18 protein-coding genes are annotated in these 24,071 nt (G+C 72.1%); 10 read left to right on the top strand and 8 right to left on the bottom strand.

Translation table 11 applies throughout. From position 1 onward, the window contains the following. Positions 1 to 12 precede the first annotated feature (12 nt). Positions 13 to 858: an aldo/keto reductase gene (locus tag MXD61_RS00680; RefSeq protein ID WP_248810743.1), complete on the top strand. Its 846-nt coding sequence runs from the start codon at positions 13 to 15 to the stop codon at positions 856 to 858. An 11-nt stretch (positions 859 to 869) separates the two neighbouring features. On the opposite strand, the gene MXD61_RS00675 is transcribed toward MXD61_RS00680, so the two are convergent. Continuing rightward, on the bottom strand, positions 870 to 1,655 hold the full coding sequence (locus tag MXD61_RS00675) for an ABC transporter permease subunit (RefSeq protein WP_248810741.1): 786 nt from the start codon (positions 1,653 to 1,655) through the stop codon (positions 870 to 872). Continuing rightward, positions 1,652 to 2,842: an ABC transporter ATP-binding protein gene (locus MXD61_RS00670; protein WP_248810739.1), complete on the bottom strand. Its 1,191-nt coding sequence runs from the start codon at positions 2,840 to 2,842 to the stop codon at positions 1,652 to 1,654. The genes MXD61_RS00675 and MXD61_RS00670 overlap by 4 nt, the downstream gene beginning before the upstream one ends. 676 nt (positions 2,843 to 3,518) lie before the next feature. Between MXD61_RS00670 and MXD61_RS27825 the strand changes: the two genes are divergently transcribed. Both MXD61_RS27825 and MXD61_RS00650 read left to right on the top strand, forming a co-directional pair. Continuing rightward, positions 3,519 to 5,450 (top strand): SpoIIE family protein phosphatase, encoded by a 1,932-nt coding sequence (locus tag MXD61_RS27825; protein WP_308222649.1) that lies wholly within the window; start codon positions 3,519 to 3,521, stop codon positions 5,448 to 5,450. A gap of 48 nt (positions 5,451 to 5,498) precedes the next feature. Further along, positions 5,499 to 6,203: a DUF4230 domain-containing protein gene (locus MXD61_RS00650; protein WP_248810737.1), complete on the top strand. Its 705-nt coding sequence runs from the start codon at positions 5,499 to 5,501 to the stop codon at positions 6,201 to 6,203. A 69-nt stretch (positions 6,204 to 6,272) separates the two neighbouring features. Here the strand turns inward: MXD61_RS00650 and MXD61_RS00645 are convergent, their stop codons facing one another. Beyond that, a complete protein-coding gene (locus MXD61_RS00645) occupies positions 6,273 to 9,119 on the bottom strand; it encodes an alpha/beta fold hydrolase (protein WP_248810735.1) in 2,847 nt (948 codons plus the stop codon). A gap of 1,486 nt (positions 9,120 to 10,605) precedes the next feature. Between MXD61_RS00645 and MXD61_RS00640 the strand changes: the two genes are divergently transcribed. Next, complete coding sequence (locus MXD61_RS00640; protein WP_248810733.1) at positions 10,606 to 11,181, top strand: Hsp20/alpha crystallin family protein; 576 nt, start codon at positions 10,606 to 10,608, stop codon at positions 11,179 to 11,181. Between the two features lie 92 nt (positions 11,182 to 11,273). Here the strand turns inward: MXD61_RS00640 and MXD61_RS00635 are convergent, their stop codons facing one another. Beyond that, entirely contained in the window at positions 11,274 to 12,170 is an 897-nt protein-coding gene (locus MXD61_RS00635) for an exodeoxyribonuclease III (RefSeq protein WP_248810731.1), read from the bottom strand. A gap of 43 nt (positions 12,171 to 12,213) precedes the next feature. Between MXD61_RS00635 and MXD61_RS00630 the strand changes: the two genes are divergently transcribed. The 3 genes from MXD61_RS00630 to MXD61_RS00620 all read left to right on the top strand — a co-directional run bounded on the left by MXD61_RS00630 (position 12,214) and on the right by MXD61_RS00620 (position 16,680). Continuing rightward, a complete protein-coding gene (locus tag MXD61_RS00630; RefSeq protein ID WP_248810729.1) occupies positions 12,214 to 12,969 on the top strand; it encodes a dihydrofolate reductase family protein in 756 nt (251 codons plus the stop codon). Between the two features lie 82 nt (positions 12,970 to 13,051). After that, entirely contained in the window at positions 13,052 to 13,888 is an 837-nt protein-coding gene (locus tag MXD61_RS00625) for a DUF1206 domain-containing protein (protein ID WP_248810727.1), read from the top strand. Positions 13,889 to 13,971: 83 nt separating this feature from the next. Beyond that, positions 13,972 to 16,680, top strand: a complete 2,709-nt coding sequence (locus MXD61_RS00620) for an ATP-binding cassette domain-containing protein (protein WP_248810725.1) — start codon at positions 13,972 to 13,974, stop codon at positions 16,678 to 16,680. On the opposite strand, the gene MXD61_RS00615 is transcribed toward MXD61_RS00620, so the two are convergent. Continuing rightward, on the bottom strand, positions 16,667 to 16,906 hold the full coding sequence (locus MXD61_RS00615) for a DUF962 domain-containing protein (protein WP_248810723.1): 240 nt from the start codon (positions 16,904 to 16,906) through the stop codon (positions 16,667 to 16,669). The two genes, MXD61_RS00620 and MXD61_RS00615, sit on opposite strands and share 14 nt — an antisense overlap. Before the next feature lie 103 nt (positions 16,907 to 17,009). Here MXD61_RS00615 and MXD61_RS00610 point away from each other — a divergent pair, with 103 nt between their 5' ends. After that, the gene (locus MXD61_RS00610; protein ID WP_248810721.1) at positions 17,010 to 18,365 is read left to right on the top strand and encodes an MFS transporter; all 1,356 of its coding nucleotides are present in this window, start codon (positions 17,010 to 17,012) and stop codon (positions 18,363 to 18,365) included. On the opposite strand, the gene MXD61_RS00605 is transcribed toward MXD61_RS00610, so the two are convergent. Further along, on the bottom strand, positions 18,360 to 19,721 hold the full coding sequence (locus tag MXD61_RS00605; RefSeq protein WP_248810719.1) for a PLP-dependent aminotransferase family protein: 1,362 nt from the start codon (positions 19,719 to 19,721) through the stop codon (positions 18,360 to 18,362). The genes MXD61_RS00610 and MXD61_RS00605 overlap by 6 nt on opposite strands. Before the next feature lie 560 nt (positions 19,722 to 20,281). Between MXD61_RS00605 and MXD61_RS00600 the strand changes: the two genes are divergently transcribed. Beyond that, positions 20,282 to 21,529, top strand: coding sequence for a glycosyltransferase family 4 protein (locus MXD61_RS00600; protein ID WP_248810718.1), 1,248 nt, complete (start codon positions 20,282 to 20,284; stop codon positions 21,527 to 21,529). Between the two features lie 56 nt (positions 21,530 to 21,585). Continuing rightward, positions 21,586 to 22,554 carry a dihydroorotate dehydrogenase gene (locus tag MXD61_RS00595; RefSeq protein WP_248810716.1) on the top strand — a complete coding sequence of 323 codons (969 nt, stop codon included), beginning with the start codon at positions 21,586 to 21,588 and terminating at the stop codon, positions 22,552 to 22,554. Here the strand turns inward: MXD61_RS00595 and MXD61_RS00590 are convergent. Together MXD61_RS00590 and MXD61_RS00585 are read right to left on the bottom strand one after the other, a co-directional pair. After that, the gene (locus MXD61_RS00590; protein ID WP_248810707.1) at positions 22,551 to 23,063 is read right to left on the bottom strand and encodes a DUF3291 domain-containing protein; all 513 of its coding nucleotides are present in this window, start codon (positions 23,061 to 23,063) and stop codon (positions 22,551 to 22,553) included. The two genes, MXD61_RS00595 and MXD61_RS00590, sit on opposite strands and share 4 nt — an antisense overlap. 90 nt (positions 23,064 to 23,153) lie before the next feature. Further along, positions 23,154 to 23,930 (bottom strand): L,D-transpeptidase, encoded by a 777-nt coding sequence (locus MXD61_RS00585; protein WP_248810704.1) that lies wholly within the window; start codon positions 23,928 to 23,930, stop codon positions 23,154 to 23,156. Positions 23,931 to 24,071: the final 141 nt, after the last annotated feature.

Here is a 24,071-nt window from a genome sequence, read left to right as displayed (position 1 = left end):
GGTCCGCCGACCGTGCCACCTTCGCCCGTGCCGACCGTCGCTCTTGCCCGCGGTGCCCGGATGCCCCGACTGGGCCTGGGAACCTGGCCCTTGGACGACCGTGCCGTGCAGGGTGTGGTCGAACAGGCGGTGGGGCTTGGCTACCGGCTGGTCGACACCGCGCACAACTACGGCAACGAGCGTGGGGTCGGTGCCGGGCTGCGAGCCGCCGGGGTGCCCCGCGAGGAGCTGTTCGTCACGACCAAGTTCAACAAGCGGTCGCACAGCGTACGCGGGGTGCGCCGGGCCGCGGCGGACAGCCTGCGTCGCCTCGACCTGGACTACCTCGACCTGCTGCTCGTCCACTGGCCGAACCCGTGGCGGGACCGGTATGTCGAGGCATGGCGGGGCCTGCTCGAGCTCCAGCGGTCGGGGCTGGTCCGGGCGATCGGTGTGTCGAACTTCAAACCGGCGCATCTGGACCGGCTGCTCGCCGAGACCGGCGTCGCCCCGGAGGTCAACCAGATCCAGCTCGACCCCCGGCTGGGACGGGCCGCCGCCCGGGAGTACCACGCCGCGCACGGCATCGTCACCGAGTCGTGGAGCCCGCTGGGTGCCGGCACCGGTCTGCTCGACGAACCGGTGATCGCCCGGATCGCCGCCGAACGCGGGCGGACCCCGGCCCAGGTCGTGCTGCGCTGGCATCTGGATTCCGGCTGTGTGGTCGTCCCGAAGTCGGCGAGCGAGCGTCGGCTGGCCGAGAACATCGCCGTGTTCGACTTCTCGTTGACGTCGGCCGAGATCGCCGCGATCTCGGCGCTCGATCGTGGCCCGGCCGGTGAGGCCGCCGCCCTCGACTCCGACACCTTCGGTCACTGATCAGGAGGTGATCAGGAGGTCACGTCACGGCGGCGGAAGTACACCAGGGCGATGACGAGCATGGCGGCGGCGTAGAGGCAGCCGCGCAGCAGGGCGTCCGCGTACGGCGTGGCGAACGCGGCCCCTCCGGTGGCGATCTCCTGCATGAGCTGTATCGGCAGCCACGCGCGGGCCGGATGGTAGATCCGCGAGACCAGCATCTCCACCGGGAGCGCGTAGGCGATGCCCACCGCGATGGCGCTGGCCGGGCCGCGCAGCACGATCGCGGCCAGGGCGCCGACGGCGGCGTAGCCAAGCGACCCGATGTACAGGTTCACGAATCCGGCGCCGAGGGCGGCCAGACCGGCCCAGCTGTGCCAGGCGGCGCTCGAGACCCCCTTGACCGGCGCCAGCGGAAAGGCCAACGCCGCGGAGACCAGCGTCGCCACGGCCACCACCAGTCCGACGAACACGGCGAGCGCCAGCAGCTTGCCGGCGAGCAGCCGGGCCCGGTGCGGCTGCGCGACCAGCTGGTTGCGCAGCATCCCGTGACCGTGGTCGCCCGCGAGCGCCGCGGCGACCACCGACAGCGCGACCACACCGAGCAGGATGCTCACCGCCTGCGCGCCCTGGACCATGCCACCGGGCTCGGCCAGCCAGGCGGCGGTCACCGGGTCGCCGTCGAAGTCGGTGTGCCCGACGGAGAGAAAGGTCAGCACGGTGCCCAGCATCGCGCAGGCGAACACGGCTCCGAGCGTGCCCAGCAGGAAACGCCGGCGTAGCAGCGGCACCCATTCGGCCCGAAAGGCGTTGATCATGTGGCGCCCCCACGGCTGTGCGCCGGGTCGAGCCCGACGCCGGCCGACGGCACGCTGCCGTCCGGCAGGTGCCCGAGCGACCCGGTGCGGACCAGGTCGCCGTCGATCTCACCGGTGACGCGCAGGAACGTCTCCTCCAGGTTGGGGCGCTGGGTGCGCAGTGAGCGCAGCGCGATGCCCGCGCCCATCGCCATCCGGTTGAGGTCGGCGGCCAGGCCCTCCGGCCCGTGCACGGTGACGACCGGCTGGTGGGTGCTGGGGCCGGCCGCGTCCGGCATGTCCAGGCGCAGGTCGAGCTCGACCGGCAGGCCGACGTTGTTGATCATTCCGGCCAGTCGGCGGGCGTCGTCGCCATGCTCGGGGACGAGGTGGATGCGCGGATCCTCGGCGGCCAGCAGGTCCGTGACATGCCCCTGGAAGAGCATCCGACCATTGTTGATCATGACAAGGTGGTCGCAGATCTGCTCGACCTCGGTGAGCAGATGGCTCGAGACGAACACGGTCATCCCGGTCGCGGCGAGCTGCCCGAGCAACGTGCGGATCTCCCGGATACCGGCCGGGTCCAGTCCGTTGGTCGGTTCGTCCAGGATGAGCAGGGACGGCCTGGGCAGGAGCGCGGCGGCGATCCCGAGGCGCTGCTTCATCCCGAGGGAGTAGGTGCTGAACCGGTCGTCTCCCCGCGCCGCCAGGCCGACCTGGTCGAGGACCTGGGTGACCCGGCGTCGACGCCCGGCGGAGCCGCCGCCACCGTGGGCGCCGAGGCCGCGCAGGGTGGCGAGCTGGTCGAGGTTACGCCGGCCGGACAGGCCCGGGTGGAACGTCGGACCCTCGATCATCGCGCCGACGCGGTGCAGGTACCGGTCGGGCCGGCTGATCGGCTGGCCGAGCACGTACCCACGGCCCGCGGACGGACGGATGAGCCCCAGCAGCATCCGCAGCGTGGTGGACTTGCCGGCGCCGTTGGGCCCGACGAAGCCGGACAGCGCGCCGCGGGGGACCTGAAGGTCCAGCCGGTCGACCGCGCGGCGGGTGCCGTGGTCGCGGGTCAGGCCGCGCGTCCAGATCGCCGCCTCGGAGCGGGCGCTGGTGGCCGCCCGGCGCGAGCCGAGCGTGGGCCGGTGCCCGGCCGTGGGGCGGGTCGGCCCGGCCCGGGAATGCGTCGGGCCGACGGGTGAAGCAGACGTCATCGTTGCGTGCTCCCAGGCTCGAGTGTCGCCCCACCCGGATCGCCGCGGTGCGCGGTTCGACGGGCGGGACAGCCACGGTCTGGCCGCGAGACGGGCACGGCGGCGGCCGGGCCTGCGGTCGGCGATGACGACAGGGACGGCGACCGGCGCGGCAGCGCATGTCGCGGAGATTCGACGCCTACCTACCCGTGCCGGGTGGTGCGTCCAGCCAGGTCAACGAGCGGCCGGTAGTCCGGGTTCCGCGCGGTCCGAAGTTGTCGGGGTCGGATTACGCGGCGCCCATGCGAAACGCCTCATCCTCACGCCTTTGCCCCCCTTCGCGGTCCTTCTCCTTCGCGCCGCCTGTGACCTGCGGGGCCGCCATGGGCAAAGGGAGCGCCGAAATGGATTTTTCGGGCGTCTCGTTCTGTTTCCGCTATATCTGGGCCATCCATGGTGAAGGGCGCGGAAAGGGCGCGCGAACCACGGCTGACGTGGTGGCGCGTCGCCGTACCGGCCGGGGGTGGCGGCCGCCACCGGTGGGGGTCCCGGTGACCCCGGGGGAGGGCCCCCGTCCTGGTCGGATGGCCGTGTGTGGGAGGGTCGGTCGAGCCGTGGCGGTGGGCGAAGTGCGCCTGATCGGTCGGATCGTGGCCCCGCCAGGCCGCGGCCACGGCGGGTGGACGACAATCCTGGCGTGAGCGAGACCGCTGGCCTGCGCCGTGGCCTCCGGGTGCTGACGTTGGTCGCCAGCGTCGCCATTGTGGTGATGCTTGTGCTTGCCGTGATCTCTGGGTGGGGGTCGAGGCAGGCCGCGACCAACCGCAGTCGCCATCTGGACCCGGCCGCCACCACCACCGCGCTGTTGCTCGCCGGCTACGTCGACCAGGAAAGCGCGTTGCGTGGCTATATCGTCACGCGCGACCGTGGCTTCCTGGCGCCGTTCACGACCTCCAACCGGTCCGTCCCCAGGCTCACCGCGACCCTGGAGGAGCTGCTCGTCGACTTCCCGGAGCTGCGCGCGCAGCTCGCCGAGGTCCGCACCGCCTACGACCTGTGGCGACGCGAGGTGGTGCGGCCCGAGCTCGCGGCGATGGCCCGTGGGGACGTCGTCGCCGCCACCGACATCGTGCGCGAGAGCGCCCGGCGTGACTTCGACTCCCTGCGCACCGGCGTGGCCCGCCTGGGCGCCGGGATCGACCGCGAGCAGAACGAGGCGTCCGAGCAGCTGGAGACGGCCGCTGTCCTGCTGCTCAGCTCGCTGGCCAGCGCCGTGCTGATCATCCTGATCGTGTTGGCGACGGTGCTGACCGCGTCCCGGCGCTGGCTGCTGCGGCCGATCGGAGCGCTGCAACGAGCGGTGAACGCGGTGGCCGCCGGGCGCTACGACACCCGCATCCCGTCGGTGGGTCCCGCGGAGATCGTGGCGCTGGCCGCGGACGTCGAGACGATGCGCGCCCAGCTCGTCCGTCTGGTCCGCCAGAACCAGCGGTCCTTCGAGGCACTGGCACAGCAGGGACCCGCCGTCATCGCCCTGCGCGACGCGCTCACCCCCTCGCTGCTGCGGGCCCGTGACGTCGTCCTGCACGGACGGGTGGAGCCGGCGCAGGGCGAGCTGGCCGGGGACTGGTACGACGCCCTCGACCTACCCGACGGCCGGGTCGCGGTGGTGGTCGGCGACGTCTCCGGGCACGGTGCCGCCGCCGGTGTCTTCGCCCTGCGGCTCAAACAGCTCCTGGACGCGGCGCTGACGAACGGGGGCCCACCCGCCGCCGTCCTCGAATGGGTGGTGGACAACCTCGGTGACACCGACGAGATGTTCGCTACCGCGATCATTCTCCTGATCGACCCGCGGACCGGTGAACTGCAGTACGTCAACGCCGGCCACCCCGACACCTTGTTGCTGCGCCGTCCCGTGACCCTGACCACGGCCCGCACCACCACCACCTCACCCTCGGCGGCCCTGGCCGCCACGGCGCCCCACGCGGCGCTGGCGGCCCTGGTGGCTCCGGTGGCTCCGGTGGCCCCGGACACCGCCGAGTCCTCGAGCGCCCCGACGGTCGGCGCGACGGCGTCCAGCGGTGTGACCTCGGACGCGGTGACCTCGGACGCGGTGACCTCGGACGCGGTGGCCTCGGACGCGGTGGCGGGAGGTGCCGCGGGTTCGGCTGTGGTGACGGCAGGCGCGCCGCGTCCGAAGGTCTCCCTCACCCGGGCCACCTCCGCCGGGGCGCCGCCGCGAGCCGCGCACCCGGCCCGAGCCGCGGCGCCCAGGGACCGCGGACCAGCGCAGATCATCCGGCTGCCACCGACCGGGCCGCTGCTGTCGAGCCTGCTCGCCGCCCCCGACGCCTGGCAGAGCGGGACGCTCCAGCTGGAGCCCGGCGACGTGCTGATCGCCTACACCGACGGCCTGGTCGAGGCCCGCGACGGCGCCGGCCGCCAGTTCGGGGTGCACCGACTGATCGCCGAGATCCTGCGCGATCCCACCCGCGACCCGGTGGGGCTGCTCGACGGCGCCTTCGACGCGGTCCGACGGCACGCCTCGGGGCAGCGCGACGACGACCGGACCGCCATCATCCTGGCCTGGTCCAACCAGCATGACCAGGAGGTCGACAGTGGGGCGTGATGATGACGACGAGCGTGGCCGGGGTGATTTCGGGGTACATCAACAACTATGAACGACGAGTCCGGTACGGACCGGCCCCAGACCGCCCCGCGGTCCGCTCGTATCCCTCGACCGCACTTCAGCCCGCTGCGGCTGATCGCTGTCGCGCTGCTCGCCGTCCTCGTCGCTGGCCTCATCGCTGTGGTGGTCGGCTGGCGACCCAGCCTCAACCCGTTCAAGGAACGCACGATCGACCGCAGCTCCCCGGCGGTGCTGCGCTCCCTGGAGGATCTCAGCGAATACCACGCGGCTGGAGCCCACTTCGAGGTCGTCGTCGACCTCGAGGAGGACACCAGGTGGATCCCGTCAGCGCTCAAGGGTGAGCGCACCCTGTTCGTCGGGGTGGGCACGGTCGACTCGATGGTCGACTTCAGCCACCTCGGCAGCGGCGACGTGGTCGTCTCACCGGACCGGCGCTCGGTCACGATCAACCTGCCGAACCCGACGCTGTCGTCGGCGCAGCTCGATCTGAACCGCAGCTACGTCGTCGCCCGCCAGCGCGGCGTGCTGGACCGGGTGGGTGGCCTGGTCGGCGGGATCAGCAGTGACAAGGGGCTCTACCAGAAGGCATCCACGAAGATGACCGACGCGGCCAAGCAGGACGGTCAGGTCATCGAACTCGGCAAGAAGAACACGACCGCGATGCTGCGCGGTCTGCTCGGCGCGCTGGGCTTCACCGACGTCAAGGTGAACTACACCGCCGACAAGCGGTGACCCCGCGGCCCCTCGGGCCAGTGGGTACCGCCCGCCGACGAGGGTGAGCAGGCGGGCGGTACCCGGGGGTCACCCCCGGGTGGCCTGCTCGGCGACGACCCGGTCGATCTCGGCCCGGAAATGCTCGGAAATCCTGATGACATGTGGTTCGCGCAGCAGGTAGAAATGCTCACATGGGACGTAGTAGGTCTCGTGGCTGCCGGTCAGGTAGGTTGACCAGGCATTTTCCGGGTCCGGGTTCTCGGCTGAGCGGTAGACGAGCGTGCGGCCCGCCCAGGGGCCCGGGCGGTAGAAACGTTCCAGCAGCCGGCCGTGGTTGAAGAACACATCAAACTGTTCCGTTCCGCCGAACTGCACCATCCCGGTCAGCGGTATCTGCACCATCTTCTTCAACGTGGACATGTTCGCGAGATTGGTCCGCTGCTCGGGCAGCAGTCGCTGGGTGAACCGGGCCAGCCGACGGCGGTAGGAGCTGGCATGCGCCCGCGCGTCCGCACTCGTCGGCCCGTCGCTGGTGGCGCTGGGAGTACCGGTGGTGCTGCTGGCGGCGGCCAGGCGCAGCGGACCGTCGGGTGTGTCGCCCGGCTCGATGCGCAGCGAGGACGGGAGATAGGTGTCCATGATGGACAGGAATCCGACCTCCTCGCCGGCCGCGGTGAGCTGCTGGGCGATCTCCAGTGCGATCAGGCCGCCCAGCGAGTGCCCGGCAAGCAGATACGGGCCGCGCGGCGCCAGCAGCCGGATCACCTCAAGATGGCGTCGCGCGGTCTTGACGACGCTCCAGTCCGGGAAGCCGCGCCGTTCCAGCCCGTGCGCCTGGAAGGCGTAGACCGGCTGGTCCTCGCCGAGCCGGCGGGCCAGCGAGTGAAAGCCGAGCGCGAGGGCACCGGCGCCGGCGAAGCAGAACAGCGGGGGGCGTGAGCCGACGGTCCGCAGCGGCACGACGGTGGGGTGACGTGGCCCGGACTGCTGGGCCAGCGACAGCGCGTGGGCGAAGGCACCGAGGGTCGGCGAGTCGACCAGGGTGGACGAGGACATGGACACCCCGAGCCGCTCCTGCACGAGTGTGAGCAGCTCGTTGGCGGCAAGCGAGTCGCCGCCAAGCTCCATGAAGTCGTCGCCGATGCCGACCTCCTCGAGGTCGAGCACCCGCGTCCAGATGTCGGCGACGACGATCTCCCACTGCGTCCGGGGACGCTTGAACACCGCCGCCGGCTGGGGCGGTGGGGGCAGGGCGCCGCGGTCGACCTTGCCACGTTCGTTGCGGGGCAGTTCGGCGATCGGCACGATCGTCGCCGGCACCATCCAGACCGGCAGACGTTCGCGCAGCGCCCGGCGGACCCGGGCGGGGGAAAGCGTGTTGCCGTGCACCGCGGGCACGACATAGGCGACCAGGCGGTTCGGCCCGTCGGGGCTGCTCACCGCGGTGACGACGGCCTCGGCGATCTCGGGGGAGCGCAGCAGCGCGGCCTCCACCTCGCTCGGCTCGACCAGATAGCCGCGGATCTTCACGGCGGCGTCACGTCGACCCAGCAGCACCAGCGTGCCGTCCGGCTCCCACCGCCCGAGGTCGCCGGTGCGACAGGTGGCGCGCCCATCGGGCAGCGGGGTGAACTTCTCGGCGGTCAACGCCGGGTTCTGCCAGTAGCCGGCGGACAGGTACGCCGAGGTCACCTCGACCTCGCCGACCTCGCCCAGCGGGGCGAGCGAGCCGTCCTCACGGCGCAGGACGACCTCCTTGCCGGGAGCGGGCCGCCCGCCGGGGATCGTCCCGGTCGGCAGCACCGCCGTGGCCGGGATCTCGTGGAAGCCCAGCGAGGCGATCTCCGAGGCGCCCGTCCAGTTCACATAGGTGCAGGTCGCGGGCAGATGTGTGCGCAGCGCGGCGATGTCCCGCCCGTACGAGGCCTCCCCGCAGGTGATCACGATGCGCAGGTCGGGCAGCGGCTCGTCCACCTCGAGGGTGCCCAGCAGCGCCCGCAACAGCGACGGGGTCGTCGCCAACGCGCTCAGCTGCTGGGTGACCAGCCAGTCGGCCAGGCCGCGCACACCCGCCGACCGCGGATCGTAGGCGTACAGACCGCCCCCGTTGAGCAGCCCGAACACCACCACGGTGACGCCGGCCGCGAACGAGTACGGCAGCACCAGCGCCACCCGGTCGCCCGGGGCGAACCCGAGCCGCGTGGCACCGGCGCAGGCCTCGCTCAGGAAGGTCCCATGCGTCCAGACGACGCCCTTGGGCGCCCCGGTGGAGCCGGAGGTGAACACGATGCAGGCCGGCTCGTCGAGGCGGGGTTCGGGCCACCAGACCGCGTCCGAACCGTTCGCGGTGATCCATTCCGAGCCGTCGCTGGCCGCGGCGGCCACGTCCAGGATCAGCTGGGGACCGGCCCCGCCGAGCAGGTCGAGCAGCGGTTCCGCGTTGACGCGGGTGGCCGCCGGCGCCTCGGACCAGCCGGTGTCGAGCGGGGGCAGGCCCACCGTCGAGCGTTCGACGGTGCTGTCGGCGAGGTCGGTGAGCAGGACGGCGCAGCCGGCCTGACGCACGATCTGGGCCATCCGCTCCGGCGGGACCATCGGGTCGAGCGGGACGACGGCCCGCCCGGTCTTCATCGCCGCGAGCAGGCCGAGCAGCCCGGCCACGCCATGCGGGAGCAGGGTGGCGACCGGACCGACCTCGCTCGCGTCGAGTCGACCGAGGATGGCGACCGCGATGTCATCGGTGCGCCGGTCGGCCTCGGCGAACGTCATCGACACACCCGGCGAGACCAGCGCGGGTGTGTCGGGTAGCCGAGCGGCGACCTCGCGAAACCGGCTGACCACCGAGTCGGGGAGCATGTCGAGGTCCAACCTCGGGAGGAAAGCGCTCCTGAGCTGAGCGACCGCCAGGGCCGCGCGCCGATCACCTTCGTTCACTGCCGCTCCCTCGTCCTGTGCCGCCCGCGACATCCGCGTCGCCAGCCTGCCGCGCACTGCCCGCCGGTTCCTGCCACCACCGGCGGCCCACCCACACCGACCCGGCGGATGCCCACCACCACGCCGCCCTCATCGACGGATCCAACCTCGCCGACTGATCCAACCTCGCCGGGTGAACCGGCTGCACCGAATGATTCAACCTCGCCGGCCGGACGATCTCATCAGCTGGTGCGTGTTTCGAGCGGTGCGGCCGGGCACTGTCGGCAGCCGCCACTGATCCAGGCGGCACGGGGTCGTCCCGGCGGGTCGTCCCGGTGGCGTGCCCGGAGCGTCATTCGGGACGTCGCATCCGTCCGGCGGCTGTGTGCTGCCTGGGTGACGGCTGTGAGAGGGCCAGGGGTGACATGGTTTCGAAACCGTGCCGAGCGCGCCACGGAAACCTGCGCCGTACCCGGACGATCCGCTCCACGGGCCCGAACAACCCACCTTGACGATCCCCTCTCCAGCTGGCGTCGATCTTTATATCACGGTCCTATGACATAGCTATCCAGGCCCTCCTTGTCCCTGACGGAAGGGTCGGTTTGTTGTCGCTTTAGCGACATGAATCTCGATTCGACGGCACGACATTGGTCAACACGTCGGTAATGCGGCCGGCGGACCCGCTGGTCGCTCGGCGCCGGGAGGAGATCCTCCGGAGTCGCGGCGGGCGTCCCGGCGGATCCGCGTTGGCCGTCCCGAGGGTGCCGCGGCTCGCGATGGCCGTGGAGTCGGCTGGTGCGCGGCGCGGCGCGGCGCGGCGGGGTGGGGCGGGGCCGGGTCGGTGCGGCCGGTCGGTGGGCCCGGATTGGAGGGCGTGGGTTGGAGGGAGTGGCCGGGTCGGGTCGGGGCGGCGCCTGCCGGCTTGGACGGTGCGGACTGGAGGCCCTCTTCCGGGTGCGCGCCGCGGTGCGGGCATGTCCGGGCCGGGATGGCCCGCAATCCCAGCGCAGCAGCGGTGGGAAGAGCTGTTCGCCCCCGGTCGGCCCCTCGTTCGGGGGCCCCGGTGCGGCGGCACTCACTCGCGTCCGAGAGCCGCGACGGCAAACGATGGCGCCCGGCGCGCTGATGCCGAGCGGCGACTGGTCGGCAGCGGCTGGTCGGCGGCTGGTGGTCGGCGGCTGGTGGTCGGCGGGTTCGCGCGTGGGGGCGGCGAGGCGTGGGCCCGAGGGGAATCCGTGGCGACGGCACGATAGTTGTGATGGTTTTGGGGGGTATTGGACTGTTTCATGGGGAGTCATGGCCGGGTCGCGGCCTTGCGGGGCATCACGATCACGACGGATGAGTCCAGGACTTCTGAGCCCCCTTGTCGACGTAAGATTGAGTCGTCTAGACTCATAAACAATGAGGGAGGGATGAACGCGGAGGCGTGGTCATGGTGAGGCGATCAGCGGAGAGCTGGCCGACGAAGAGCTGGTCAACGGCGAGTCGATCAACGAAGGGGAGTCCTGTGAGCACCTACCTGTGGGATCCGTTTGCCGCGCTCGGTCGGATGGACCGGGAGTTCGAGGAGATCGTCCGGCGGGCGTGGGGCACCCGGCGTCCGGTGCCCGCCGGCCGTCCGGTGCCCGCCGGCCGAGCGGTGCCCGCCGAGGTGGCGGTCCCGTCCGCCGATGTCATCGCCGATGGCGACGATGTGCTGATCAACCTCGAGCTGCCGGGTATCGACGTGGAGCGCGACGTCGTCGTGGAGATCGACCGTGGCCGTCTGGTCGTGCGCGGTCAGCGGGAGGGGCACCATGAGCAGGAGCGGGATGGTCGGGTGCACCGGGAGCGGTGGTCCGGCAGCTTCCGCCGCGAGTTCCGTCTGCCCGAGCGGGTTGACGCGTCCCGGATCTCGGCCGGATACGAGCGTGGCGTGCTGACCGTCCGGCTCGCGGGCGCGGCGGTCGCACCGAGGACCACGCGGATCGCCGTCGCGGCGACGGCGGCGCGGCAGCCCGGCGAGCCGGCGTTGGCCGTGGGCAGCGCCGCGACCGGGTCGGATGCCGCGCCGGACGCGCCCACGGACACCGCGGGCGCATGAGAAGCCGGTCGGGGTGCGTTCCGCCCGCGCACCCCGACACCCCCGCGTGCGTCGGTGCGCCCGTGGTCAGAGGTGGCGCGGTGCGCCCGTGGTCAGGGTTGGCGCGGTGCGCCCGCGGCTGAGGCGGACGATGCGCGGGAGGAGGCACGACCCGACGACGTGCGTGCCGACGGCGGCGGCACCATGGGGCCGACGTCCCCGTCCGGGGCGTGATCCAGGTCGACGACGACCGGCGCGTGGTCGCTGGTGCCGGTGCCCTTGCGGGCGGCCCGGTCCACCCAGACAGCGCGGACCCGCTCGGCCACGTCCGGGGTCGCGAGGGTGAGGTCGATGCGCATGCCGTTGTTCTTCGGGAAGGCCAGCTGACGGTAGTCCCAGTAGGTGTAGACGATGTCCTCGGGCCAGCGGGCGCGCAGCACGTCCACGAGGGGAACGCCGAGGATCTCCGCGAGCGCGGCACGTTCCGCCGGGGTGACATGGGTGGAGCCCTCGAACTGGGCGAGGTCCCAGACATCCACGTCGGTGGGGGCGATGTTGAAGTCACCCAGCGCCAGCAGCGGGCCGTGCGCGGCCTCGGCCGCGACCACGTCGCGCAGCACGGCGAGCCAGGTCAGCTTGTAGGCGTAGTGCGGGTCGTCGACGGCGCGTCCGTTCGGGATGTACAGCGACCACACCCGGACCCCGTCGCAGGTCGCGGCGATCGCGCGCGGCTCGGGATCCGGGAAGCCCGGTCCGCCCGGCAGGCCGCGCACCACGTCGTCGAGGGTGCCGCGGGACAGGATCGCGACCCCGTTCCAGCGGCCGTCCCCATGGTGGGCGGCGCGGTAGCCGCGGCGGAACAGATCCTCGTCGAACAGTTCGAGGAAGGCCTCGTCCGACAGTTTGGTCTCCTGGAGACACACCACGTCCGGTTCGGCGCGATCCAGCCACTCGATCAGCCGGGCCTGCCGGGCCTTCGCCGAGTTGATGTTCCATGTAGCGATCCGCACAGGTGATGACGGTAGTCCCGCCCCACATGCGATGCTGCGCCGCATGGACAACCGGTCCGCCGAACGGCCATATGTCATCTGCAGCTGTGCGATGTCCGTGGACGGCCGGATCGATGACTGTTCCGACCAGCGGCTGATGCTGTCCGGGCCCGCCGACCTGGACCGTGTCGACGAGGTGCGCGCCGGCTGTGACGCGATCCTGGTGGGCGCGGGTACGGTCCGGCGCGACGATCCGCGGCTCGCGGTGCGATCCGAGGTCCGGCGTGCGACGCGGGTCGCCGCGGGGCTGGAGCCCACGCCACGCAAGGTGGTGCTGTGCGGATCCGGCACGCTCGACCCCGCTGCCAGGCTGTTCGATACCGATCCGGTGGACGTCCTCGTGTACACCTGCGGCGACCGTCCTGCCGGCGACCGTCCTGCCGGCGACCGTCCTGCCGGCGACCGGCCGGGGCGGCGAGGCGGGTCGCGCACGGTGATGGTGGAACTGCCGGCCCTGGCGGGGCGCGCCGGGCTGATCGACGTCGCGACAGTGCTGGATGATCTTGCGCGGCGGGGGGTGCGGCGGCTGCTGGTCGAGGGGGGCACCTCGGTGCACACCGCGTTCCTCACCGCCGGGCTGGTCGACGAGCTCCACCTCGTGGTCGCCCCGTTGTTCGTCGGCGAGGCGGACGCCCCCGCCTTCGTGGGGCCAGGGCGGTTCCCGCGTGACGCCCGCGCCCGGATGCGGCTCGCCGAGGTGCGCCAACTCGACGACGTGGTGCTCGCCCGCTATCTGATCCACCCCGCGACGACCCGCTGATCCGTCCCGGTTTCACCAGCACGGGCGCGGGCATCGGTCCACCGGATCATCCGATCCAGTGGACCGCGAGGGAGTGATCACTGTGTCGGTGCAGGCGGCCGGGGTGTCCGGCGAGGTCAAGGGCAAGGCGAACGATGCCCGACACTCACGGACGCTCGACCTCGCCGCGCGGGTCGGACTCGCCGGACGCGGGCTGGTCTACCTGCTCATCGGCGTGCTCGCCCTCCAGGTCGCCTTCGGGCTCAGCCGCGCCCGCACCGACCGCTCCGGCGCGCTCGGCGAGATCCGCGACAAACCGTTCGGCTCGGTGGTGCTGGTCATCCTGGTCCTGGGTTTCCTCGGCTACGCGATCTGGCGGCTGCTGGACGGCGCCGTCGGTGAGCAGGGCGAACGCGACGCGAAGAAGCGGACCGCCAAACGGCTGGTCAGCGTGGCCCGCGGCGTCATCTACCTGGTCATCGCCGGCAGTACCATCCACTTCCTGCTCTCCGGGGGCGGCGGGTCCGGCGACCCGGCGCCGTGGACGGCGCGGCTCATGCGCAACGACGCCGGACGGTTCCTGGTCGGCGCGGTCGGTGTCATCGTCGTCGTCGTCGGCATCGGCATGATCATCCGAGGTGTCGGGCGCACGTTCGAGGAGAAGCTCAGGACCGGCGAGATGGGTCGGATCGCGCACCGGATCGCCAAGCCCGCCGGCATGGTCGGCTACGTGGTGCGTGGCGTGGTCATCGGGCTGGCCGGAGTGTTCGTCACCCGGGCCGCGATCGAGTTCGACCCGAAGGAGGCCAAGGGGCTCGACGGGACCCTCAAGACGCTCGGTGACCAGGCCTACGGGCAGGTGCTGCTGACCCTGTGCGCACTGGGACTCGTCCTGTTCGGCGTCTACTCTTTCTTCGAGGCTCGCTACCGCAGGCTCTGAGTGGACCGCGACTGTCCGGAGTCGGTCGACTTTCGGACATGTCCTGCAAGGGGCCGGGAACCGGGCCCTCGGCCAGGCACACTATGGTGCGTCTGGCGATCGAGGGAGACAAGTTCGTGGCTGGGACGACCCCGCTCAGAGTCAACACCCCGGCCGGGGAGGTGACTCTCGCCGGCGACGCTTCTGTCGTTGTCGGCCGGGCCCGCGCGGCCGACATCACGATCAATGATGGGCGAGTGTCACGCCGGCACTTCGTGCTCCATCCCTCGCCGGTCGGTTGGCGGGTCGAGGATGTGAGCGCCAACGGCCTGTGGCGCGACGGGCGCCGCATCGGCGACGTGGAGATCCCGGGTGAGGTGCGGCTGCGCCTGGGCGCGGCCGACGGCCCCGAGGTCGTCCTGACACCGGTGCGTTCGAACATCCCCCCGACGGCGCCGACCCGCGGGATGAGCGCCACGGGCGGCGCGGGCACACCGGGCGGCACGGGTGAGGCGGCCGTGGGGTCGCTGGCGCCCCAGGTGCCGCCGACGCCGGTCACGGCGGTCAGCGCCCCGCCCGGTGCGGCGGGGACGGGCGGGTCCGCGGGTGCTGGCGCCGGTTCGCCGTCCGGCGTGGGCCCGGGTGCGCAGCCGGGTCCGCCGTCCGGGAGCTGGCCGGTCGACCCGGCGACCACTCAGAGCGCGGTCGTGCACGCCCGTCGGCGGGTGCATCCCCTCAAGCCAGGCCGGATGCGGATGGGGCGCTCCCGCGACAACGAGATCATGGTCGCTGACCTGCTGTCGTCGCGCCACCACGCCGAACTGCGGATCTCGCTCGGCGGTGTGGAGGTCGTCGACCTCGACTCGGCGAACGGGACGTTCGTCAACGGTCTGCGGGTCGGCCGCGCACCGGTGCTGCAACGCGACGTGCTCGCGGTCGGCCACCACCTGTTCCAGCTCGAGGGCGACACCCTCGTCGAGTACGTCGACTCCGGTGACGTCGCCTTCGAGGTGCAGGACCTGTCGGTGTTCGCCGGCTCCAAGCAGCTCATGCACGACCTGACCTTCCGGCTGCCCGGCCGTTCGCTGCTCGGGGTCGTCGGGCCGAGCGGGGCGGGCAAGTCGACCCTGCTCAACGCCCTCACCGGCTTCCGCCCCGCCGACCGCGGTGCCGTCCGCTACGCCGGACGTGACCTCTACGCCGAGTACGACGAGCTGCGTCGCCGCATCGGCTACGTCCCGCAGGCAGACCCCCTGCACGACCAGCTCACCGTGCGCGAGGCGCTGCTCTACGGCTCGGAGCTGCGCTTCCCCAAGGACACCACCGCGCAGGAACGGCGCGACCGGGTCGAGGAGGTGATCGGTCAGCTCGGCCTGACCGCCCACGCCGACACCCAGGTCAGCCGGCTCTCGGGCGGTCAGAAGAAGCGCACCAGCGTCGCGTTGGAGCTGCTCACCCGCCCGTCCCTGCTGTTCCTGGACGAGCCCACCTCCGGGCTCGACCCGGCCAACGACCAGTCGGTCATGGAGACCCTGCGGGGGCTGGCCAAGGGCGGCGGTGAGGGCTCGGCCGACGAGACCGGCCGCACCGTCATCGTCGTCACCCACAGCGTGCTTTTCCTGGACCTGTGTGACTTCATTCTGGTCCTGGCACCCGGCGGTCACGTCGCCTATTTCGGCCCGGCCGACGGGGCGCTGCGGTTCTTCGGCAAGAAGGACTTCCGTGAGTTCGCCGCGGTCTTCCGCGAGCTCGAGGCCACCCCCGGTGCCGAGATGGCCCGCCGGTTCCGTGACTCGGAGTTCTTCGTGCCCTCGGCGGTGGTGGCGCCCGCCGTGCGCCGGGCCCCACCGGAACTGCCGAGCATCCGCCAACAGCCGGTGTTCTCACAGCTGTACACCCTGACCCGGCGATACTGGCGGGTCGTGCTCGCCGACCGCTCCTATCTGCGACTGATCATCGCTTATCCGTTCATCCTCGGCATCGTTCCACGGGTGCTCAAGGCACCGGACGGGCTGGGCCCGCTGCCCCAGGCACCCAACACCGACGCGACGAAGGTACTCGTCGTCCTGGTGCTGTGCGCCTGCTTCATGGGGATGGCGAACGCCGTCCGGGAAATCGTCAAGGAAAGACCGATCTACCGGCGGGAACGCACGATCGGTCTGTCCCGGACCGCCTACCTCGGCTCAAAGATCATTCTGTTGACGGCGATCACCACCGCGCAGTGTGTCGTGTTCACCCTGATCGCGGTCACCGGTCGAACCCCACCGGAGGCCGTCGCCCTCGGCTCGCCGCTGCTGGAATGCCTGGTCGCGGTCATCGTCGCGGCGCTGGCCTCGATGATGATCGGCCTGTTCGTGTCCAGTCTGATCGACAACGCCGACAAGGCGATGCCGATCCTGGTCCTGGTCACCATGGGTCAGCTGGTCTTCTCCGGTGGTCTGACGTCGATGAGCAACCGGCTCGTCTTCGAACAGCTCAGCTTCCTCGCCCCCGCCCGTTGGGGTTTCGCGGCCCTGGCCAGCACCGACGACCTCAACGCCGTCGCCAAGCTGGGCAATCCCGCCCTGCGCAGCGACCCACCCGACGAGCTGTGGAAGCACACCACCGCGACCTGGACCGCCGACATCGTGCTCGGCATCATGATCGGCGTGGTGGCCCTCGCCCTGACCACCCTCATGCTGCGGCGTATCGAACCCAAGGTCACCCGGATCGCCCCCGCACCGGTGCCCACCGGTGGCGCGGGTTCGGGTTCGGCGGGCAGCGGTGGCGCCCACCAGCCTCAACCGCCCGCCGGACGCCTCACCCGCCGCTGACACCCGCGTCTGCCTCGGGCGAGGCGGCGCGGACGTCCGAGGTGCGGGCAGGCCCGGCGAGGAGATCGCCGATCTCCTCGCACCAGTGGGCGAGCCCACACAGCTGGTAGGTGATCGGGCCGCGGGTCAGAGCGGGGCGGTTGTGCTCGAAGAGCACATGGCCGGCGGTCCTTTCCCGGTGCAGGTCGGTGTGATCCGCGCCGGCCGGCCGACACCATGGCCGCACCCGGAACATCCCGATTGCCAGGCATCTGTGGGCACGATAGGACCAGGGCGCGGACGGGGTGGGCACCGCGGAACCGGATCAACACGGCGAATCGGGTGAAACGGTGCGCAGGGGCGGGTCGGCGCGGCCGGGGGAGAGCGGGGCTGGCGCCTCGCGGCGACTGCTCGGGGTGCTGGCGGGATCGACCCTGTTGCAGTGGCTCGGCGGTTTCGCCATCGCTCCGATTCTGCCGTTGTATCTGGCCGATCACGATGTCTCCGTCGCCGGTGTCGGCGTCGTGATGTCGGCGTTCTTTCTGGGGGCGCTGCTGTCGCAGTATGTGGCTGGCTGGCTGGCCGGACTCCACGGCCACCGGCCGGTGCTGCTGGCGGGACTGGCCACCTACGCGGCCGGCTGCGCGGGGCTGTTCGTGACCGAGGGGGTGCTCGCGTCCTCGGCGCTGCGGGTGCTGCAGGGCGCCGGGGCCGGTGCGTTCGAGGTCGCCACGCTGACCGCGGTCGCGGTGACGGTCGCGCCGTCGGCCCGGGGGCGGGCGTTCAGCGCCGTGTACACCGGCCAGCTGCTGGGTGTGACCCTTGGTCCGGTCCTGGGGGGATTCGCCGGGATCGAGCACATGCGGGAGCTGTTTCTCGCCGGGGGTGCGGCGGCGGTGCTGGCGTCGATACCGGTGCTGTGGATGCTGCCGTCCGCCGGCGGTTCGCGTGGGGTCGGGGGAACGGCGGCGTTGGCGAGCACGACAGGTGATCGAACCGGGCCGGTGCGGGCGTCGACCGAGGGCCTGACCGCCGAGGTCATGATCACGCCGACGGCAGGGCCGGGACGTATGGGGCGCCCGGGACGTCCGGGACCTGAGCGGCCGGGGGTGACGCGGCTGCTGACGCCCGGGGTGGTCGGGCTGCTGCTGTGCGGGGCGAGCGGCGGGTTCGCGGCGGGGGTCTACGAGACCTGCTGGAGCCTGCTGATGCGGCGCGAGGGTGTGTCGGTGGAGCTCACGGGATTGACGTTCACCCTGTTCGGACTGCCGTACCTGCTGTTCGCCTGGCCGGCGGGGCAGCTGGCCGACCGGCTGGACCGGCGGGCGCTGATCGTGGTCGCGGCCCTGCTGCGCTCGGTCGCGCTGGTCAGCTACCCGATGCTGCACTCGCTGTCGATCATCCTCGTCGTCGGCTGTCTGGAGGCCGTCGTCCTCGCCGTGATCAATCCGGCCGAGCAGTCGCTGCTGGCCCAGGAGGGGGCGGCCAGCGGAGCCACCGGTCGGGCCCAGGGCCTGTTCGCGACGGTGCGCACGGCGACGACCGTGCTGGCGGCGCTGGTCTCGGGTGCGATCTTCGCCGTCGACCACCGGCTGCCGTTCGTGCTGGCGGGTCTGCTGGTCGTGGTCGTGACGCTGTCGCTGCCGGTGCTGTGGCGTGATCTGGTCGGCTCGGCGCGGCCCGCGCGGGCCGCCGAGGGCTCATGACCTGTCGTGCAGGGCACGGGCGAGCAGCGCCACGGCGGTCGGGATGTCCTGCGCCCGGATGCCGGCATAGGACAGCCGCAGGTGGGCGGTCTCCTGCTCGCCGATGGTGAAGTACCGGCCGGGGCCGACCACGACGCCGAGCCGGGCCGCCGCGGCCACGGTCGCGCCCTCGTCCACACCGCGGGGCAGGCCGACGAACATGCTGATGCCGCCGAGCGGTGGGGTGGCCGCGCAGTCGGGCAGTTCGTGGGCGACCGCCGCGACCAGGGCCGACGCCCGCTCACGCAGGGCGGTGCCCACGGCCCGCAGCTGCGCGGCCCAGCCGGGGCCGCTGACCAGTTCGATCACGGTGTGCTGGAGGGGACGGGAGACGAAGAAGTCGTCGACGATGCGCATCGCACCGATCCGGTTCATCACCGGGCCGCGGGCGATCACAGCGCTCACCCGCAGGCTCGGTGCGAGGATCTTGGTCAGGGAGACGATGGTGATGACCTGGCCGCGGTCGTCGTCGACGAACAGCGGCGGCGGCGTCTGCTCGCCGGCGAAGCCCAGCCAGCGGGCGTAGTCGTCCTCGATGACGAAGGCGCCGGCGACCCGGCAGATGTCGAGGATCTCGCCGCGCCGGTGCGCGGCCAGCACGCTGCCGCCCGGGTTCGCGTAGGTGGGTTGGATGACCAGCAGCCGGGCGGACGTGCGGGCGAAGGCATCGCGCAACAGGTCCGGGCGGAGGCCGTCGCGGTCGCAGGGCACCGAGATCGGGGTGAGGCCGGCGCTGCGGGCCACCGCGAGCGCACCGGGATAGGTCGGCGTCGCGAACAGCACCGGGTGGCGGGCGGGCAGGATCGCCCGCATCGTCGCTGACAGCGCGCTCTGACTGCCCGAGGTGATCAGGACGTGCTCGGGGTCGGCGCCCAGCTGGCGGCCGAACCAGCTGCGCAGCTCGGGGAGTCCGGCCGCGGGCGGGCTGGCCCAGGCGTCCGGCCGGCGGGCGGCGCGACCCAGGGCGGTGGCCAGCCGGGCATCGGCGCGCAGGCCCGCGTCCAGATAGCCGGCGCCGAGCTGGAGACCGGGCGCGTTGGCGAGATGGACCACCTGGTCGAGGCCGGAGGGATGCACCGGGCTTGGTCCGAGCGCGACCTGCTGCCAGTCGGTGTCGCCGGTCCGGGTGGTGTGCCGGGACGCGATGAACGTGCCGGAGCCCGGCCGGGTGACCAGGCGCCCCTCGGCGACCAGCCGGCCGAGCGCCCGTTGGACCGTCACCGGGCCGACCCCCAGCCCGGCCTGGAGCGCGCGCGTGCTGGGCAGTCGTTGTCCGACGGTGCCGGCATCGACGAGCCGATGAAGCTCTGTCACCACCCGGTCGATACTGCTATCGTTGGACATGAGATATAAGAATAGCGCTATCGTCGGGAGTGGCGCGCTGCTTCGCGGAGCCGCCGGTGTCGGCCGTCCCGGCTCGGTGCTCGTGTCACCGGGATCGACGGGCGGCGTGCGGGCGGCGGTGCGCCATGGCTGAGTGCGCGCTGCTGGTCGGATTCGCGCTGCTGGTCGGCGTCGCCGCGGTGTTCGGCCCGGACACCCGGGATACGCGCTACTACCTGGTCGCGTCGATGTGGCGCCGGGATAGCGCCCAAGCGGTACCACAGGAATGCGACGCCGGGGGTAGTCCGGCGCGGACAGTGTCATCCGGATGTGCCCGGACAGGAGCCGACACCGGCGTCCCAACGGCTGCCGCCACGGTGGACATGCCACTTTTCTGACAGTGAATTCACAGGTCAAGGCCCAATCCCCGGGTGGTAGGGGCATGCGGTGAAACCGGTGCCCGGGCGGGACGCGGTGCGGCAAACCCGGTGACAGCCGGCGACGGGCTGGCGCTAGGGTGAGCCGTCCGGAGTTCGCCGCCGTGGGGGATGGGTATGGAGATCGTCTTTTTGTGCGAGCAGTATCCCCCGATCATCTGGGACGGGGCGGGTGTCTACACGCACGACATCGCGCACGCCCTGGTCGCACTCGGTCATCGGGTGCACATCGTGGCCGCGCAGGGGCGCCGGCGCACGGACGAGGACCACGACGGGGTGCTCGTCCATCGGCGACCGCTTCTGCGTCTACCGGTCAGCCGCTATCTCGGCAAGGTCGGTCGTTCGATGCAGGGCGCGGACCATCCGCGGGACTCACTCGCCCTGCGGTTCATCCTCGCCGTGTCCTACGCGTTCTGGCTGCGCCGGCTGAACCTGCACCCGGACGTCATCGAGACCCAGGACGGCGAGACCCGTGGCCTGCGCACCGCGCTGCGCCGGGACGTTCCGCTGGTGATCCACCTGCACACCCCGACGATGATGGACGTCCGGCTGCGGCAGGGTAAGTTGCACGGCCGCGGTGCCCTGGCGGACCGGATCGACCGGTTCTCCGCCGTCCGCGCCGACGTGCGGACCGCACCGTCCGAGCTGATCGTCACGACGTTGCGCGACTTCGGCTGGCTGAAGCAGAAGCAGGACGCCGACGTCATCCCCTACCCGTTCGATCGCACCCCGTACACCGGGGTGGTCCCGCCCCGGCAGACCGACCCGGTGCTGTTCGTCGTCGGCCGGCTGGAATGGCGCAAGGGTCTCGACGTGCTGCTGTCGGCGGCCGCGCTGCTCAAGGAGCGGGGGGTGGCGGCCACGGTGGTGCTCGCCGGCCAGTCCTCGGGCGTCATCGACGGTGTGCCGACGGGTGAGTGGCTCCAGCGGCGGGCCACCGAGCTGGGCGTGGCATGCCGGTTCGCGGGGCATCTGAGCCGACCCGAACTCGTCAAGGCGTACGAGGAGGCGCGGGTCGTGGTCGTCCCGAGCCGGTTCGAGAGCTTCTCCATCGCCGGCCTGGAAGGCATGGCCTCGGGACGTCCCGTCGTCGCGACCGCCACGACGGGTGTCGCGACCTGGGTGGCGAGGTGGGAGGGCGGCACGGTCGTGCCGCCGGAGGACCCGCGGGCACTCGCGGACGCGCTCGAGCCGTTCCTGCGCGACCCCGAGCTCGCCGTCACCGTCGGCGCGCGGGGCCGGGCCGGCACCGCCGAACTGGAACCGCGGCGCATCGCGGCGGTGCGCCTGACGGCCTACCAGAAGGCGATCGACCGGCATGCGGCCCGGCGCCGCCTGCGCCGTCCGCGTCCGGCACAGGCCTGAACCGGCGTGCGCATCCTCGAACCGCGGCCACGAAACTCCGATCGGCGGTGTCAGCGATGACCGGTCTGGCCGGGATCGAACTCGAACATCCGGTGCTGAACGCGGCGGGAACCTGCAAGTCGCCGCGGGACGTGGAAGCGTTCGCCCGCAGCGCGGTGGCCGCCATCGTGGTCGGATCGATCACAGTAGCACCGCGGGCCGGTAACACCGGCACCGTCTACTGGCCGGGCGGGACCTTCTCCGTCAACGCCCTCGGTCTGCCCAACCGCGGACTCGACGAGTACGCCGAGCAGCTGCCGCGGATGGTCGAGATCGCCCACGAGGCCGGCAAGCCGCTGATCGTCAGCATCGCCGGCTTCGACGTCGCCGAGTACCGGCACATGGCCGAGGTCGTCGGCGCGGCCGGAGTCGACCTGATCGAGGTGAACCTCGCCTGCCCCAACGTCTGGGACGGCGGGGCGCAGAAGCGCATCGCCTGCTTCGACCCACGCCAGACCGCGGCGGTCTGCGCCCAGGTCGGCGCCGCCCTGGACGCGCTGGCCACCGCGGGTGGGGGCCGCAGGGTGCCGTACGGGGTGAAGATCTCGCCGTTCTCCGATCCCGCCGCCCTGGCCGAACTCGCCGACGTGCTCGGCCGGGCCGCCACGTCCGGGGCCGGCCCCGGCGGGCCCGCCTTCGTCACCGCGGTGAACACCTTCCCGAACGCGCTCGTGGTCGACGCGGCGGGACGTCCCGTCCTCGACGTCGAACTCGCCGGACTCAGCGGCCCGGCGCTCAAACCCATCGGCCTGGGTCAGGTGCGTCAGCTGCGCCGGCTCCTGCCCGACACGGTGGCGCTCGTCGGCGCCGGCGGGATCACCAACGGGCACGACGTCGTCGACTACCAGCGGGCGGGCGCGGTCGTGGTGCAGGCGGCGACGGCGTTCTGGAACCGGGGCGAGGACCCCACGGTGTTCGGCGAGATCCTCTCCGGCTGGATCGACGAGGCGGACCCCGACCAGTTCGCCGCCGCGGACCCCGCCTAGCCCGCCTGGCCCGCCGCCGCGGACCCCGTCTGGCTCGCCGTCGGCGGCGGGAAGGTCAGCCGCAGGGTGAAGGCGGTCGGGGTCGGGCCGTGCGCGCGCAGATGGCGCACCCGGTCCTCGGCCTCCGCCGGGTCCGGCCGGTGCCCTGCGGGCACCCACCACAGGGCGTTGGTCGACCGGTGGGTCGGCTGGAACCAGTCGCGGCGCCGCCGCAGAAAGGCGCCCTCGCCGTTGCGCAGGACGGCGGCGCACAGCGCGTCGACCGACTCCCACACCGCGAGGTTGACGATGGCCGCGAGCTGCTCCGCGGAACCCAGCCGGAACGTGTGCGGGGCGGCCTGCGCCGCTCCCGTCTCCGTCCCCGCTCCCAGCGACCAGAGGTAGCCGGGCTGACCGCTGACGGGCTCGGCCGGTACCGACAGACCAGCCGCCAGCGCACCGACGGACAGCGGCGCGAGCGGTTCGCGCACGCGGGCGATGTTCACCTGGGCGAGATGAAATCCCGTCATGACAAAAGCCTAGGGACGTCGCCCCGCGTGCGCCAGTAACGCCGCCCCGTCAACCACCGATCGCCGCCTCGCCGGCAGACGATCGCGCCGTCAGCCGTGAATGGAGATCGGCGTGCCGACCGGGATCAGGCGGGCGAGCGCCTCGATGTCGCTGTTGCGCAGTCGGATACATCCCATGCTCACATCGGTGCCGACCAGCTCGGGGTGGTTCGTGCCGTGCAGTCCGATGATGCCGCCGCCGCCGTTGAAGGTGGTGATCACGTCCGAGAAGCCGGAGAGCCCGAAGGCGTAGGGACCCCATGGCCCGTTCGGGTCCCCCGGTCGCAGCAGTTCGGTCAGGTAGAACGCGCCGGACGGGGTCGGCGTGCTCCCGGTGCCGATGCCGACCGGAAGCCGGACGACCACCTGGCCCTCGCGGGTGACGGTCAGCCGGTGCGCCGTGCGATCGACCACCAGCGCGTAGGGCGTCGTCGTCACCCGCACGTCACCGATCCGCACCCATCCCTGGGACCCGTTCGGCCGCACCGGCAGCATCACCCGCAGCCATCCGTCGTCGCGCCGCTGCCGGACAGCGAACACCAGCGGGGCACCCTCCTGGTTCGGATTCGTGAGCTGCCCGCCGACGGCATCCCGCTCGGGCGCCGTGTACCAGGTGATGCTCGGACCGGTGGCGTGCGCGACCAGACGCGCCGCGGTGTCGCTGCCAGCCGCCGAGGCGCCGGGCCGGGCCTGCGGCTGGGACGTCCCGGCCCGCGGGCTCGGTGTCGCCGTCGACCGATGCTCGACGCTCGACCCCGAGCACGCCGTCACCACCCCCATCACCGCGACCACCCCCACCAGAGCCCGCCCCACCAGAGCCCGCCCCACCCGCCCGACTCGCCCCGTCCGCGCGTCCCGCGCTTCCACGCGGCCGGTCGCGACCGGTCTCCGAGCAGGCATTCCCATCCCACGAGCCCCTCTCGTCACGCTGAGATTACTCTGCGTAACTAGGCGGCGTCCATGGCCGGC

It is taken from the genome of Frankia sp. AgPm24, from assembly GCF_023243055.1.
In the GTDB taxonomy this organism is placed as follows: domain Bacteria; phylum Actinomycetota; class Actinomycetes; order Frankiales; family Frankiaceae; genus Frankia; species Frankia umida.
The sequence above is the reverse complement of the archived record's forward strand: the minus strand, read 5'-3'. Positions and strand labels throughout refer to the sequence as shown.

What these genes read in the sequence shown, in the direction of transcription:
- MXD61_RS00675 (WP_248810741.1), bottom strand. Translation starts at nt 1,655, where the DNA reads ATGATCAACGCCTTTCGGGCCGAATGGGTGCCGCTGCTACGCCGGCGT.
- MXD61_RS00670 (WP_248810739.1), bottom strand. Translation starts at nt 2,842, where the DNA reads ATGACGTCTGCTTCACCCGTCGGCCCGACGCATTCCCGGGCCGGGCCG.
- MXD61_RS00650 (WP_248810737.1), top strand. Translation starts at nt 5,499, where the DNA reads ATGAACGACGAGTCCGGTACGGACCGGCCCCAGACCGCCCCGCGGTCC.
- MXD61_RS00630 (WP_248810729.1), top strand. Translation starts at nt 12,214, where the DNA reads ATGGACAACCGGTCCGCCGAACGGCCATATGTCATCTGCAGCTGTGCG.
- MXD61_RS00620 (WP_248810725.1), top strand. Translation starts at nt 13,972, where the DNA reads ATGGTGCGTCTGGCGATCGAGGGAGACAAGTTCGTGGCTGGGACGACC.
- MXD61_RS00600 (WP_248810718.1), top strand. Translation starts at nt 20,282, where the DNA reads ATGGAGATCGTCTTTTTGTGCGAGCAGTATCCCCCGATCATCTGGGAC.
- MXD61_RS00595 (WP_248810716.1), top strand. Translation starts at nt 21,586, where the DNA reads ATGACCGGTCTGGCCGGGATCGAACTCGAACATCCGGTGCTGAACGCG.
- MXD61_RS00590 (WP_248810707.1), bottom strand. Translation starts at nt 23,063, where the DNA reads ATGACGGGATTTCATCTCGCCCAGGTGAACATCGCCCGCGTGCGCGAA.